At 63.9% G+C, this 13,085-nt stretch carries 14 protein-coding genes and 1 tRNA gene; 6 read left to right on the forward strand and 9 right to left on the reverse strand.

What is annotated here, in order from left to right; genetic code table 11:
• The 5 genes from ASE31_RS25520 to ASE31_RS25540 all read left to right on the forward strand — a co-directional run bounded on the left by ASE31_RS25520 (position 1) and on the right by ASE31_RS25540 (position 3,813).
• Positions 1 to 1,221 (forward strand): type II secretion system F family protein, encoded by a 1,221-nt coding sequence (locus ASE31_RS25520; protein ID WP_057204982.1) that lies wholly within the window; start codon positions 1 to 3, stop codon positions 1,219 to 1,221.
• Entirely contained in the window at positions 1,221 to 2,129 is a 909-nt protein-coding gene (locus ASE31_RS25525; protein ID WP_057204985.1) for an A24 family peptidase, read from the forward strand. The genes ASE31_RS25520 and ASE31_RS25525 overlap by 1 nt, the downstream gene beginning before the upstream one ends.
• Before the next feature lie 3 nt (positions 2,130 to 2,132).
• Positions 2,133 to 2,732 carry a dephospho-CoA kinase gene (coaE, locus tag ASE31_RS25530; RefSeq protein ID WP_057204988.1) on the forward strand — a complete coding sequence of 200 codons (600 nt, stop codon included), beginning with the start codon at positions 2,133 to 2,135 and terminating at the stop codon, positions 2,730 to 2,732.
• Positions 2,733 to 2,821: 89 nt separating this feature from the next.
• Positions 2,822 to 3,577 carry a cell division protein ZapD gene (zapD, locus tag ASE31_RS25535; RefSeq protein ID WP_057204989.1) on the forward strand — a complete coding sequence of 252 codons (756 nt, stop codon included), beginning with the start codon at positions 2,822 to 2,824 and terminating at the stop codon, positions 3,575 to 3,577.
• A 14-nt stretch (positions 3,578 to 3,591) separates the two neighbouring features.
• Complete coding sequence (locus tag ASE31_RS25540; RefSeq protein ID WP_057205235.1) at positions 3,592 to 3,813, forward strand: DNA gyrase inhibitor YacG; 222 nt, start codon at positions 3,592 to 3,594, stop codon at positions 3,811 to 3,813.
• A 130-nt stretch (positions 3,814 to 3,943) separates the two neighbouring features.
• Here ASE31_RS25540 and ASE31_RS25545 read toward each other — a convergent pair whose 3' ends face one another.
• The 5 genes from ASE31_RS25545 to ASE31_RS25565 form a co-directional block, all read right to left on the reverse strand.
• On the reverse strand, positions 3,944 to 4,417 hold the full coding sequence (locus ASE31_RS25545; protein ID WP_057204991.1) for an NUDIX domain-containing protein: 474 nt from the start codon (positions 4,415 to 4,417) through the stop codon (positions 3,944 to 3,946).
• Positions 4,395 to 5,267, reverse strand: a complete 873-nt coding sequence (locus ASE31_RS25550) for an ATP-binding protein (protein WP_057204993.1) — start codon at positions 5,265 to 5,267, stop codon at positions 4,395 to 4,397. Before ASE31_RS25550 ends, ASE31_RS25545 begins: the two co-directional genes overlap by 23 nt.
• Before the next feature lie 19 nt (positions 5,268 to 5,286).
• Positions 5,287 to 6,516 (reverse strand): bifunctional glutamate N-acetyltransferase/amino-acid acetyltransferase ArgJ, encoded by a 1,230-nt coding sequence (gene argJ, locus ASE31_RS25555; RefSeq protein WP_057204996.1) that lies wholly within the window; start codon positions 6,514 to 6,516, stop codon positions 5,287 to 5,289.
• A 101-nt stretch (positions 6,517 to 6,617) separates the two neighbouring features.
• Complete coding sequence (secA, locus tag ASE31_RS25560) at positions 6,618 to 9,383, reverse strand: preprotein translocase subunit SecA (RefSeq protein WP_057204998.1); 2,766 nt, start codon at positions 9,381 to 9,383, stop codon at positions 6,618 to 6,620.
• 139 nt (positions 9,384 to 9,522) lie between these two features.
• Complete coding sequence (locus ASE31_RS25565) at positions 9,523 to 10,503, reverse strand: M23 family metallopeptidase (protein WP_057205000.1); 981 nt, start codon at positions 10,501 to 10,503, stop codon at positions 9,523 to 9,525.
• A gap of 32 nt (positions 10,504 to 10,535) precedes the next feature.
• On the opposite strand from ASE31_RS25565, the gene ASE31_RS25570 reads away from it, so the two are divergent.
• On the forward strand, positions 10,536 to 10,835 hold the full coding sequence (locus ASE31_RS25570) for a hypothetical protein (protein ID WP_057205002.1): 300 nt from the start codon (positions 10,536 to 10,538) through the stop codon (positions 10,833 to 10,835).
• A 56-nt stretch (positions 10,836 to 10,891) separates the two neighbouring features.
• On the opposite strand, the gene ASE31_RS25575 is transcribed toward ASE31_RS25570, so the two are convergent.
• The 4 genes from ASE31_RS25575 to ASE31_RS25590 all read right to left on the reverse strand — a co-directional run bounded on the left by ASE31_RS25575 (position 10,892) and on the right by ASE31_RS25590 (position 13,081).
• A tRNA-Thr gene (locus ASE31_RS25575) sits at positions 10,892 to 10,967 on the reverse strand.
• Between the two features lie 61 nt (positions 10,968 to 11,028).
• Positions 11,029 to 11,568 (reverse strand): ClpXP protease specificity-enhancing factor, encoded by a 540-nt coding sequence (locus ASE31_RS25580; protein ID WP_057205238.1) that lies wholly within the window; start codon positions 11,566 to 11,568, stop codon positions 11,029 to 11,031.
• Between the two features lie 41 nt (positions 11,569 to 11,609).
• A complete protein-coding gene (locus ASE31_RS25585; protein ID WP_007854512.1) occupies positions 11,610 to 12,221 on the reverse strand; it encodes a glutathione S-transferase N-terminal domain-containing protein in 612 nt (203 codons plus the stop codon).
• Between the two features lie 104 nt (positions 12,222 to 12,325).
• A complete protein-coding gene (locus ASE31_RS25590; protein ID WP_057205004.1) occupies positions 12,326 to 13,081 on the reverse strand; it encodes a cytochrome c1 in 756 nt (251 codons plus the stop codon).
• Positions 13,082 to 13,085 lie beyond the last annotated feature (4 nt).

Consider the following 13,085-nt stretch of genomic DNA (forward strand, 5'->3'; position numbering starts at 1 on the left):
ATGGCGACAGCAGCAGCAGCGAAGGACATCAAGGACTTCGTCTTCGAGTGGGAAGGCAAGGACCGCGCCGGCAAGATCGTGCGCGGCGAAATCCGTGCGGGCGGCGAAAACCAGGTCCAGGCCACGCTGCGCCGCCAGGGCGTGTTCCCGACCAAGATCAAGAAACGGCGGATGAAGTCGGGCAAGAGGATCAAGCCCAAGGACATCGCCCTGTTCACGCGCCAGTTGGCCACCATGATGAAGGCCGGCGTGCCCCTGCTGCAATCGTTCGACATCGTCGGCCGCGGTAATACCAATGCCAGCGTCACCAAGCTGCTCAACGACATCCGCACCGATGTGGAAACAGGGACGTCGCTGAATGCAGCGTTTCGCAAGCATCCCCTGTACTTCGACACCCTGTACTGCAACCTGGTGGAAGCCGGTGAGGCCGCCGGTATTCTGGAAGCGCTGCTGGATCGCTTGGCGACCTACATGGAAAAGACGGAGGCCATCAAGTCCAAGATCAAGTCGGCATTGATGTATCCGATTTCCGTGCTGATCGTCGCCTTTGTCGTGGTGACTGTAATCATGATTTTTGTAATCCCAGCATTCAAGGAAGTCTTTTCATCCTTTGGGGCTGAGCTACCGGCACCCACACTCATCGTGATGGCCATCAGCGACGTCTTTGTCAAATGGTGGTGGCTGATCTTCGGGGTTATTGGCGGCGGCTTCTATTTCTTCATGGAGGCATGGCGCCGTAACGAAAAGATGCAGAAGTTCATGGACCGCGCCCTGCTGAAGATACCTATTTTTGGCGCGTTGATTGACAAGTCCTGCGTAGCCCGCTGGACGCGGACGTTGGCCACCATGTTTGCCGCCGGTGTTCCGCTAGTCGAAGCGCTTGACTCCGTCGGCGGCGCCTCGGGCAACTCGGTCTACGCTGTAGCCACCGAAAAGATTCAGCAGGAAGTTTCGACCGGCACCAGCCTCACGGCAGCCATGGGCAACGCCAACATCTTTCCATCAATGGTGATCCAGATGTGCGCGATTGGTGAAGAGTCCGGCTCCATCGATCACATGCTGGGCAAGGCCGCCGATTTCTACGAAGCCGAAGTGGATGAAATGGTCGCCGGCCTTTCCAGCCTGATGGAGCCCATCATCATCGTGTTCCTGGGCACACTGATTGGCGGGATCGTGGTGTCGATGTACCTGCCCATCTTCAAGCTCGGCCAGGTCGTTTAATGCTTCTGGATCCATGGTGGAGCGCCGCGTTGGTCGGCGTCCTGGGCTTGTTGATCGGCAGTTTCCTGAATGTGGTGATCTACCGGTTGCCCAAGATGATGGAGCGGCAGTGGGATGCTGAAGTGGCCGCATACGCCGCAGAGCAGACGGCGCGGCAGGCACCTGGCAGCGAGGCGGAAAGAGCCGTCGAAGGACATCAGCCACCCGCAGCAGAGCCATTCAATCTCATGGTTCCCCGGTCACGCTGCCAAACCTGTGGGCACATGGTCCGGTGGTACGAAAACATTCCCGTTCTGAGCTATCTGTTCCTGCGCGGCAAATGCTCTTCCTGCGGGGCTCACATCAGTGTGCGCTACCCCTTGGTGGAACTTGGCACCGCAGCCCTGTTTGCCTTCCTGGGCCACTGGGGAGGGTTGTCGGCTCCGACCCTGGTCTGGTGTGTCTTTGCCGCTGCCATGGTGGCGCTTGCCCTGATCGACTGGGATACGACCCTGTTGCCCGATGACATCACCCTGCCCTTGCTCTGGGCTGGACTGATTGCCTCCACTGTGGGGTGGACAGGCATACCGCCTGCTGCCTCGGTGGCAGGTGCTGCTGCCGGCTATCTGTCCCTGTGGCTCGTCTACTGGGGCTTCAAGCTCGTCACCGGCAAGGAAGGCATGGGCTATGGCGACTTCAAGCTGTTCGCCGCGCTCGGCGCCTGGTTTGGCTGGCAGGCCCTGGTGCCCATCATCCTCATGGCCTCGGTGATCGGCGCCATCGTGGGCCTGTTCATGAAATTCAGAAACCGGTTGCGCGAAGGTGGCTACATTCCTTTCGGCCCCTTCCTGGTCGGCGCGGGCCTGGTGTCCATGGTGTTCACCCCCGACGCCGTCTTCCAGGCGGTGCTGGGCCTGATGGGGCTGTAGCCCATGCGCATCGGTCTGACCGGGGGCATCGGCAGCGGCAAGAGTACCTTCGGCCAGCTGCTGGCCGCCCTGGGCGCAGCACTGATCGATGCCGACCAGATTGCGCGCAGAGTCACAGGGCCCGGCGGTGCGGCCATCGAAGCGATCCGGCAGGCGTTCGGCGCCGACTATGTCGATGCGGACGGAGCGCTCGACAGGGCACGCATGCGCGCCCTGGCCTTCTCGGACAGCGATTCACGGGTGCGCCTGGAATCCATCGTGCACCCCCTGGTGACCCAACGCAGCGCCGACGAAGCCCGCCAGGCCCTGCAGGACGGCAAGCGGCTGATCGTGCACGACATCCCCTTGCTGGTGGAGTCGGGGCGCTGGGCCCGGCAGCTTGATGCCGTGGTGGTGATCGACTGCCCTCCCGAAACCCAGATCGAGCGCGTGGCGCAGCGCAGCGGCCTCACCAGGGAGGCCGTGCAGGCCATCCTCTCCCACCAGGCGAGCCGTCCGGTGCGCCGCGCAGCGGCCGATACCGTGGTGTTCAACGGCCCGCACTGCACATTGACGCAATTGCAGGCCCAGGCCGCGCAGCTTGGGCAGCTGTTCGGGCTATGATGCACGCGCAGCCTGTTGCGCCCTGTTTCTGCAGGGTGCACGCCAACGGTGCCACAGAATACCCCTGAGAGCCCCGGGAACCCGCCAGCGTGATCCTTTACGAATACCCTTTCAACGAGCGCCTCAGAACGTACCTGCGTCTGGAGCAGCTGTTTCGCCGGCTCGGCGAACTGATCCCGCGCTCCCACGCCCTGGACCACCATTTTGCGCTGGTCACGATCTTCGAAATCATGGATGTGGCCGCCCGGGCCGACCTGAAGTCGGACGTGCTCAAGGACATCGAAAAGCACAAGCACCAGCTCGACAGCTACCGCGGCAACCCCTCCATCTCCGAGGCGGCGCTGGACGCCGTGATCGCGCAGCTCGACCACTGCTTCACCGCCCTGAACACCCAGAACGGCAAGTCAGGCCATGCCCTCACCGAGAACGACTGGCTGATGAGCATCCGCAGCCGCGTCGGGATTCCGGGCGGAACCTGCGGGTTCGATCTGCCTGCCTACTACGCCTGGCAGCACCGGGACGTGGCCTACCGCCAGAACGCCTTGCAGGAATGGGCCTCCACCCTCGCGCCCATGGCCGAATCCATCTACGTGCTGCTCAAGCTGCTGCGCGACTCGGGCGTGCCGCAGAAGGTGGCCGCCGAGCGCGGCCAGTTCCAGCAGAACCTGCCCCAGGGTCGCACCTTCCAGTTGCTGCGCTTGCGCATGGACCCATCGCTGGGGCTCATTCCCGAGATCAGCGGCAACCGCCTGATCGTCTCAGTGCGGCTCATGCGCCAGGAGGCCGATGGCCGCCTGCACTCCTGCGCGGAGGATGCCGCGTTTGAACTGACCCTGTGCGCGTGAAGGAGACGCCCACCATGGCCCCCAAAACACCCCTTGGCAGCACCACTGCCCGCATCGTTGTCTGCCCCACCTGCGGGGGCGACAGCATCTACAGCCCCGCCAACGCCTACCGGCCGTTCTGCAGCGAACGCTGCAAGCAGGTGGACCTGGGCGCCTGGGCCAGCGAAGACTTCCGCATGCCCGCCGAAGCGCCGCCAGCAGACGCGCAGTACGGCGACCCCAAGCTACAGCACTGAATACGGATTTGCCTTTAGCCGTCTAACTTCGTTGGTCCGCCTTGCCGTGCTACAGCACTGTCTGCGGCTTCCCGCCTCGTTATACGGCTGAAGGCAAATCCGTATGGGCAGCAGGTAGGGGCCCTCGGCTTCAGGCTTTCGGAAGCTCCGGCGCCGCGAACGCCAGGCCGCGCTCCTCGGACAGCCATTGCAGCACCGGGTAGGCCCCTGGCAACACGGGGCTGACCTCCAGGGGCAACTGCTGCCAGGCCATCTCCTGGCCTTCGCGCATCTCGAATTCCCCGGTCCATGCGTGCACCTTGCACCAGTGCAGCCGCACCAGCGCGTGCGGGTAGTCGTGCTCGGTGACCTTCCAGACCTCAGCGGGCCCGATGCTCACGCCCAGCTCCTCGACCAGCTCGCGCCGCAGTGCCTGCTCCACCGTCTCGCCGGCTTCCAGCTTGCCGCCTGGAAACTCCCAGTAGCCCGCATAGGGCTTGCCTGGTGGGCGGGTGGACAACAGCAGCGCGCCGTCCGGGCGCACCAGGATGCCCACCGCCACCTCGGTGTGCTTGCGCACCGCCGCCTCGCCAACCACGAACTCAGCCACCCTGGCGCCCCGCATAATCGCGTGCGAACTGGTAGGCCACGCGGCCGCTGCGCGAGCCCCGCTCCAGCGCCCACACCAGGGCCTGGGGGCGTGCCGCTGCAATCTCCGGGGCATCCACGCCCAGCGACGAGAGCCACTGTGCCACGATGGCCAGGTACTCGTCCTGGCTGAACGGGTAGAAGCTCACCCACAGGCCAAAGCGTTCCGACAGCGAGATCTTTTCCTCGACCACCTCGCCGGGGTGTACCTCGCCGTCCTCACTGTGCGTATAGGTCAGGTTCTCGGTCATGTACTCGGGCAGCAGGTGGCGGCGGTTGCTGGTGGCATAGATCAGCACGTTCGGCGTGGCTGCGGCCACCGATCCATCGAGGATGGACTTGAGCGCCTTGTAGCCCGGCTCGCCCTCTTCAAAGCTCAGGTCGTCACAGAAGACGATGAACTTCTCGGGCCGTGCCGAGACCACGTCCACGATGTCGGGCAGGTCTGTCAGGTCGGCCTTGTCCACCTCGATCAGGCGCAGGCCCTGCGGCGCGTAGGCATTCAGGCAGGCCTTGATCAGCGAGGACTTGCCCGTGCCACGCGCGCCCGTGAGCAGCACGTTGTTGGCCGGCTTGCCCTGCACGAACTGGCGCGTGTTGCGCTCGATCTTGTCCTTTTGACCATCGATCTCCTTGAGCTCGCTGAGGGCCATGGCCGCCACATGGCGCACGGGCTCCAGCGTGCCATGGCCGCTGCTGCGCTTGCGGTAGCGCCAGGCGATCGAGGCCGTCCAGTCCGGCGCGGAAAGCGGCTGCGGCAAGGCCGCCTCGATGCGGGTGATCAGTTGCTCCGCGCGCGCGATCAGGTGTTCCAGTGCTTGGTTCATGTGCCAGAGGCTCGCGTGTTCAGGAGCGGTAATCCGCGTTGATGGTCACGTACTCGTGGCTGAAATCGCAGGTCCACACGGTGTCGGCCGCATCACCCCGGCCCAGCACCACGCGCACGGTGATCTCGCTTTGCTTCATCACGCGCTGGCCATCTTCCTCGCGGTAGGCCGGGTTGCGCCCGCCCTTCACGGCCACGTGCACGTCGTCCAGGTACAAATCGATCCCGGTCTGGTCCAGGTCGTCAATGCCGGCGTAGCCCACGGCCGCCAGGATGCGGCCCAGGTTCGGGTCGCTGGCGAAGAAAGCCGTCTTGACCAGGGGCGAATGGGCGATGGCGTAGGCCACCTTGCGGCACTCGTCGCCGGTCTTGCCGCCTTCGACGCGCACGGTGATGAACTTGGTGGCGCCTTCGCCATCGCGCACGATGGCCTGGGCCAGCTTCTGCGCCACCTGCAGCATGGCTGCCTGCAGGGACTTGCCTTCGGCACTGGCCAGATCGGTGATCGGAGCGTGCGCCGCCTTGTTCGTGGCCACGACCACAAAGGAATCGTTGGTCGAGGTATCGCCGTCGATGGTCACGCGGTTGAACGACCCATCGGCCAGCTCGCGCGCCAGCTGCTGCATCACCGAGGGGTGCACGCAGGCATCCGTGGCCATGAAACCCAGCATGGTCGCCATGTTCGGGCGGATCATGCCGGCGCCCTTGCTGATGCCGGTGATGGACACCGTCGTGCCCGCAATCTGCACCTGGGCCGAAAAAGCCTTGGGCAGCGTGTCGGTGGTCATGATGCCTTCAGCGGCGCGCGCCCAGTGGTCGGGCTGCGCATCGGCAATGGCAGCGGGCAGGCCGGCCTCGATGCGGTCAACGGGCAAGGACTCCATGATCACGCCGGTGGAGAACGGCAGCACCTGTTCGGGCGCCACGTCCAGCTGGCGCGCCATGGCCACGCAGGTGGCACGCGCACGCGCAAGACCGTCGGCACCGGTGCCGGCGTTGGCATTGCCGGTGTTGATCACCATCGCGCGGATGCCCTGCCCGCCGGCCAGGTGCTCGCGCCCGACCTGCACCGGCGCCGCGCAAAAGCGGTTCTGTGTGAACACGCCCGCCACGCTAGCGCCCTCGTCGAGCAGGAACACGGTGAGGTCCTTGCGGTGGGCCTTGCGGACACCGGCTTCGGCGACACCAATGCGGACACCGGCAATCGCATGCAGATCGGCGGCAACGGGGGCAAGAAGATGGACAGGCATGGGAGGAGGCTCTTTCGTGAAAAACTGCGTCCGATTATGCGGAAAACCGTGGCGCGCCAATGAAAACACGGGCCGAAGCCCGTGTTGCAATCGTCAGAAGATCAAGCCAGCTTGCCGTGGCATGCCTTGTATTTTTTGCCGCTGCCGCAAGGGCAGGGGTCGTTGCGCGACACGCGCATGCCTTCGGGCAAAGGCAACTCCTGGGCACCTGCGGCCTGGCGCTGCTCCAACGTGGTTTCCACATCGCCGGTTTCGGTGGGCGCCGTGTAGGTCACGTTGGCAATGCTTTCAGCACGGCTTTCCATGTCCTGGGCGGCCTGGTCCAGCTGGGCCTGCGACTGCACCTGCACGGTCATCAGCACCTTGGTGACTTCGTTCTTGACCTGGTCGATCAGTTGGCGGAACAGCTCGAAAGCTTCGCGCTTGTATTCCTGCTTGGGCTGCTTTTGCGCGTAGCCGCGCAGGTGGATGCCCTGGCGCAGGTAATCGAGCGAGCTCAGGTGGTCGCGCCAGTTGGAGTCGAAGTTCTGCAGCAGCACCACGCGTTCGAACTGCGTGAAGTTCTCGCGGCCGACCTGCTCCACCTTGGCGTCGAACGCGGCCTGGGCAGCCTGCACGACCTTTTCCAGGATCTCGTCGTCGGTGATTGCGCTCGAGCCTTCCACCAGTGCCTTGAGGTCGATATCGACCTGCCACTCGTCGGCCAGCACCTTCTGCAGCGTGGGGAGGTCCCACTGCTCTTCCACGGATTCGGCCGGCACGTACTGGCGCACCAGGTCGGTCATGCAATCGTCGCGCATGGCGGCAATCACGTCCGACAGCTCCGAAGCATCGAGGATGTCGTTGCGCTGCTGGTAGATCACCTTGCGCTGGTCGTTGGCCACATCGTCGTATTCCAGCAATTGCTTGCGGATGTCGAAGTTGCGGGCCTCCACCTTGCGCTGGGCCGACTCGATGCTGCGGGTCACGATGCCCGCCTCGATGGCCTCGCCATCGGGCATCTTCAGTCGGTCCATGATGGCCTTGACGCGGTCGCCTGCGAAGATGCGCATCAGCGAATCGTCCAGGCTCAGGTAAAAGCGCGAGGAACCTGGGTCACCCTGGCGGCCCGAACGGCCACGCAGCTGGTTGTCGATGCGGCGAGACTCGTGGCGCTCGGTGGCGATGATGCGCAGGCCGCCCAGGGCCTTGATCTTCTCGTGGTCCACGGACCAGTCGGCGCGCACCTGGGCGATCCGGGCTTCGCGCCCGGCTGCGTCCAGCGACTCGTCGGCTTCGACCTCGGCGATCAGCTTTTCGATGTTGCCGCCCAGCACGATATCGGTACCGCGCCCTGCCATGTTGGTGGCGATGGTGATCATGCCGGCACGCCCGGCCTGGGCCACGATGTCGGCCTCACGGGCATGCTGCTTGGCGTTGAGCACCTGGTGCGGCAGGCCTTCCTTGTTGAGCAACTGGTCGATGATTTCGGAGTTCTCGATCGACGTCGTGCCCACCAGCACCGGCTGGCCGCGCTCATGGCACTCGCGGATGTCCTTGATGGCGGCTTCGTACTTTTCGCGCGTGGTCTTGTACACACGGTCGAGCTGATCGTCGCGGCGGCTCGGGCGGTTCGGCGGGATCACCGTGGTTTCCAGGCCGTAGATTTCCTGGAACTCGTAGGCTTCGGTGTCGGCCGTACCGGTCATGCCCGCGAGCTTGTTGTACAGGCGGAAGTAGTTCTGGAAGGTGATCGAGGCCAGCGTCTGGTTCTCGGCCTGGATGTTCACGCCTTCCTTGGCTTCCACGGCCTGGTGCAGGCCTTCGCTCCAGCGGCGGCCCGACATCAGGCGGCCGGTGAACTCGTCCACGATCACGATCTCACCGTTTTGCACCACATAGTGCTGGTCGCGGTGGTACAGGTGGTTGGCACGCAGTGCTGCGTACAGGTGGTGCATCAGCGTGATGTTGGCCGGGTCGTACACCGAGGCGCCTTCGGCAATCAGGCCATGGCTGGCCAGGATGCGCTCGGCGCTCTCGTGGCCCTGCTCGGTCAGGAACACCTGGTGGGTCTTCTCGTCGAGCGTGAAGTCGCCTGGCTTGGTCACGCCCTCGCCGGTGCGGGCATCGGCTTCGCCTTCCTGGCGGATCAGCAGCGGCACCACCTTGTTCATGGCGATGTACATGGCCGTGTGGTCCTCGGCCTGGCCGCTGATGATCAGGGGCGTGCGCGCCTCGTCGATCAGGATCGAGTCCACCTCGTCGACGATGGCGAAATTCAGGCCCTGCTGCACGCGGTCTGCGGCCTCGTAGACCATGTTGTCGCGCAGGTAGTCGAAGCCGTATTCGTTGTTCGTGCCGTAGGTGATGTCCGAGCGGTAGGCAGCCTGCTTTTCCTCACGGGGCATGTTGGGCAGGTTGATACCCACCGACAGGCCCAGGAAGTTGTACAGACGGCCCATCCACTGCGCATCGCGGTTGGCCAGGTAGTCGTTCACGGTCACCACGTGAACGCCCTTGTCGGACAGCGCGTTCAGGTACACCGGCAGCGTGGCGGTCAGGGTCTTGCCTTCACCGGTGCGCATTTCGGCGATCTTGCCGAAGTGCAGCGCCATGCCGCCCAGCAGTTGCACGTCGAAGTGGCGCATCTTCATGATGCGCTTGGAGCCTTCGCGCACCACCGCAAACGCCTCGGGCAGGATGTCGTCCAGCGACTCGCCCTTGGCCACCCGGTCCTTGAACTCCTGCGTTTTGGCGCGGAGCTGCTCGTCCGTCAGCTTCTCGTAGTCGGGCTCCATCGCATTGATGTGAGTCACCGTCTTGCGGTATTGCTTGAGAAGCCGGTCATTGCGGCTGCCGAATATTTTGGTAAGGAAGTTGGTGGCCATGCGAACAGGACCGCCTCACCCGCTGCAATCAGCGCGCAAAGCGACCGAAACCCCTAAGATGAATTGTGATCAGGTGGGTCCGCCGCCGGGTATTGCAAGGACTGCACTACCGTGGGCTGCGAACGCCGGACCCGCGATTTTACCTGCCTGCCGCAGGGCTGCCGGAAGCAGCCACCAGGCCCGGCCTTTGCGCCGTGGCAACCTGGCCTCCCGCGACTGCGCTGCCGGCACTGAGAAACTTCTGCGGGTCCTGGAAAACCCCTTGCACCAGCACTTCAAAGTGCAGGTGCGGGCCCGTGGAACGCCCGGTGGTGCCCACCTCGGCAATCTTCTGGCCACGCCGCACGATGTCCCCTTGTTTCACCAGGGTACGCGAGGCGTGGGCATAGCGCGTCACCAACTGGTTGCCATGGTCCACCTCGATCATGTTGCCGTAGGCCGGATGGTATTCCTGCGTCACGACCACACCCCCGGCAGCGGCCAGGATGGCCGTCCCCGTATCGGCCTGGAAGTCCAGCCCCGTGTGCAGTGCCGACTGCCCGGTAATGGGGTCGATGCGCCAGCCAAAGGACGACCCCGGCGCTTTGCCGGCCACAGGCGCATGCGTGGGAACCATCTTCTTGCGGATGTGCTGGTCGAACAGGCGCGATTCCATCACCGTCATCAGGTCCACGCGCTGGTTGGTCAGGCGCTCCAGGTCATCGAGCGTGGCCTGCAGCTCTTCCATGCTCAGGTTGTGGGCGCTCACCAGCGCACCGCCACGCCCGTCGCTGCGCAACTCGGTGGCCGGCATGCCTGCCAGGCCCAGCACGCGCTCACCCAGGGACTCCAGTTGCACCATGCGCGCCTGCATTTCGCCGACCCGCCGCGCCATGGCATCCAGGTTGGCGCGCATGAAGCGGTCGCGCTCGGCGAATTCATCCTTCACCACCAGGCGCACCAGGGCGCCGAACACCGGCCAGCCCTCGCGCGCGCCCTTGAGGAAGACCCAGTGGTACAGGCTGGCGGCCGTGACCATGAGTCCGAGGGAAAGAACCAGGCCCGCCAGCAGAAGGCGAACCCCGGAAAGGTGAATGGCGCGGCTGCGCGCCAAACGGGCGTCCGTGATAATCAGGTGCACTACGACATCTCCACGCCCACCGGCGCATCCCCATGACCCGCCGCCACCACGCCGTCACCCTGCAGCAAGCCAGCGCGGAATCTCCCACGCTGCACATGCTCACCGCATTGACACGCGACTCCAGCGAACGGCTCAAGGCCATTGAATTGTTGATACCTGCCGGCCTGCGCCAGTCCGTCCAGGCCGGGCCCATCGATGGGTCCACCTGGTGCCTGCTGGTCAAGAGCAATGCCGCCGCGGCCAAGATCCGGCAACTGCTGCCTGCATTGCAGGCGCACTTGCGCAGCCGGGGGTGGGAGGTTAACTCCATTCGGCTGAAAGTTCAAACCTGAAAAACAGGCGATAGGCCTGACAGGTGCAGCGAATGGACGAAAAAAGAGGCGAAAGATGGTGCCGGTTATCGGAATCGAACTGATGACCTACCGCTTACAAGGCGGGTGCTCTACCAACTGAGCTAAACCGGCGAAGGCTGGATTTTATCCTGCAAAAACAACCCGAAAATGAACCGGGAAGGTGTGCGCTGGCTTATTTCACCCGCTTGAGCGCGGGGCGGCCACCGCCAGCGGGCGAAGGACGCGGCGGGTTGCCGTCTCCACCATCGGCGGCTGGGGACTCCCCTGGCACCAGATGCACCACCCGGTCGTCCGCAGGCGACGCCGACGGCACGGCCATCGGCACCTGGGACAACTCGGCGGGAGCCGAGGACGGCAGGATCTGTGGCTGGGCACCGCCCGCCAGGTTGTCCACCGGCGGGGGAAACGCCATGCCCTGCCCGTTCTCGCGGGCGTAGATCGCGATCACCCGGCCTACAGGCACCAGGATCTCGCGCGGCTTGCCGCCAAAACGGGCCTTGAACTCGATGAAGTCATTGCCCAGTTGCAGCGAGCTGGTGGCGTCGTAACTGATGTTCAGCACGATCTCGCCATCGTTCACATACTCGCGCGGCACCTGCACGGAATCGTCCACGCGCACCGCCACGTAGGGCGTGAGCCCGTTGTCCGTGCACCACTCATAGAGGGCGCGGATCAGGTAGGGGCGTGTGGACGTGGATTCCGTGGCATTCATGGGCAAATGGCGATCAGAGACAGGCTAGGGACGCACGCGCATTACTTGCGCATGACCTTTTCGGAGGGCGTCAGCGCTTCGATATAGGCAGGGCGCGAGAAGATGCGCTCAGCGTACTTGAGCAGCGGGGCGGCATTCTTGCTCAGGTCGATGCCATAGTAGTCCAGGCGCCACAGCAGCGGGGCAATGGCCACGTCCAGCATGGAGAAGTTGTCGCCCAGCATGTACTTGTTCTTGAGGAACACGGGGGCCAGCTGCGTCAGGCGGTCGCGGATGTGGGCCCGCGCCTTTTCCAGCGCCTTCTCGTTGCCCTTGGTCGCACGCGACTCCAGGATGTTCACGTGCACGAACAGTTCCTTCTCGAAGTTGAGCAGGAACAGGCGCACGCGGGCACGGTCCACCGGGTCGCCGGGCATCAGCTGCGGGTGCGGGAAGCGCTCGTCGATGTACTCGTTGATGATGTTCGACTCGTACAGGATCAGGTCGCGCTCGACCAGGATGGGCACCTGGCCGTAGGGGTTCATCACGCTGATGTCTTCGGGCTTGTTGTACAGGTCCACATCGCGGATTTCGAAGTCCATGCCCTTTTCGAACAGGACAAAGCGGCAGCGGTGGGAGAAGGGACAGGTCGTTCCCGAGTAAAGCACCATCATGGTGGGAGGCTCCTAAAAATCAAAAGAGTGGGGGCTAAAAGCACCCACTCTGTAAAGACCCCGCCCCATCCCGGCAAAGGGGTGGGGCATATGGATCTGGCGTGTTATTTGACGTCTTTCCAGAACGACGCGTTCAGTCTCCAGGCAATGACCGTGAACACACCCAGGAAGAGCAGCACCCAGACACCGACACGGATGCGTGTGTTCTGCGCGGGCTCACCCATCCATTGCAGGTAGTTCACGAGATCGCCGATATTCTGTTCGAACTGCAAAGGCGTCACCGTTCCAGGGGTCACCTGCTGCCAGCCCTTGAAGACCTGGGTCTTGTGGCCATGGCTTTCGTGCTCCTCGAAGACCGGGCGGCGGTCGCCCTGCATTTCCCACAGCACGTGGGGCATGCCGACGCTCGGGAAAGCCAGGTTGTTCCAACCCGTGGCCTTGGTCTCGTCGCGGTAGAAAGTGCGCAGGAAGGTGTACAGGTAATCGGCACCGGTGCCGCCATGGCCGGCACGCGAACGCGCGATCACGGTCAGGTCGGGCGGATTGGCGCCGAACCACTCCTTGGCCTGCTTGGGATCGATGGACGCCTTCATGGTCTCGCCGACCTTGTCGGTCGCGAACAGCAGGTTGTCCTTGATCTCCTGCTCGGTCAGGCCGATGTCGCGCAGGCGGTTGTAGCGCATGAACGCCGCCGAATGGCAGCTCAGGCAGTAGTTGACGAAGATCTTGGCACCGTTTTGCAGCGATGCAAGGTCATTGGTCTTGTTGGGCGCCTTGTCCCATGCAATGCCGCCTTCTGCGGCCTGCGCACCCGAAACAATGCCCAGGGCTGCGATCAGCGTGAGGATGAGTTTCTTCATTGTT

The sequence above is a fragment of the Acidovorax sp. Root217 genome, assembly GCF_001428645.1.
Taxonomy (GTDB): Bacteria; Pseudomonadota; Gammaproteobacteria; order Burkholderiales; family Burkholderiaceae_C; genus Acidovorax.

Excerpts from the sequence above, each read along its gene's own strand:
- ASE31_RS25520 (WP_057204982.1), top strand. The coding sequence starts at position 1 with ATGGCGACAGCAGCAGCAGCGAAGGACATCAAGGACTTCGTCTTCGAG.
- ASE31_RS25525 (WP_057204985.1), top strand. The coding sequence starts at position 1,221 with ATGCTTCTGGATCCATGGTGGAGCGCCGCGTTGGTCGGCGTCCTGGGC.
- coaE (WP_057204988.1), top strand. The coding sequence starts at position 2,133 with ATGCGCATCGGTCTGACCGGGGGCATCGGCAGCGGCAAGAGTACCTTC.
- ASE31_RS25540 (WP_057205235.1), top strand. The coding sequence starts at position 3,592 with ATGGCCCCCAAAACACCCCTTGGCAGCACCACTGCCCGCATCGTTGTC.
- ASE31_RS25545 (WP_057204991.1), bottom strand. The coding sequence starts at position 4,417 with ATGCGGGGCGCCAGGGTGGCTGAGTTCGTGGTTGGCGAGGCGGCGGTG.
- ASE31_RS25550 (WP_057204993.1), bottom strand. The coding sequence starts at position 5,267 with ATGAACCAAGCACTGGAACACCTGATCGCGCGCGCGGAGCAACTGATC.
- argJ (WP_057204996.1), bottom strand. The coding sequence starts at position 6,516 with ATGCCTGTCCATCTTCTTGCCCCCGTTGCCGCCGATCTGCATGCGATT.
- secA (WP_057204998.1), bottom strand. The coding sequence starts at position 9,383 with ATGGCCACCAACTTCCTTACCAAAATATTCGGCAGCCGCAATGACCGG.
- ASE31_RS25570 (WP_057205002.1), top strand. The coding sequence starts at position 10,536 with ATGACCCGCCGCCACCACGCCGTCACCCTGCAGCAAGCCAGCGCGGAA.
- ASE31_RS25580 (WP_057205238.1), bottom strand. The coding sequence starts at position 11,568 with ATGAATGCCACGGAATCCACGTCCACACGCCCCTACCTGATCCGCGCC.
- ASE31_RS25585 (WP_007854512.1), bottom strand. The coding sequence starts at position 12,221 with ATGATGGTGCTTTACTCGGGAACGACCTGTCCCTTCTCCCACCGCTGC.
- ASE31_RS25590 (WP_057205004.1), bottom strand. The coding sequence starts at position 13,081 with ATGAAGAAACTCATCCTCACGCTGATCGCAGCCCTGGGCATTGTTTCG.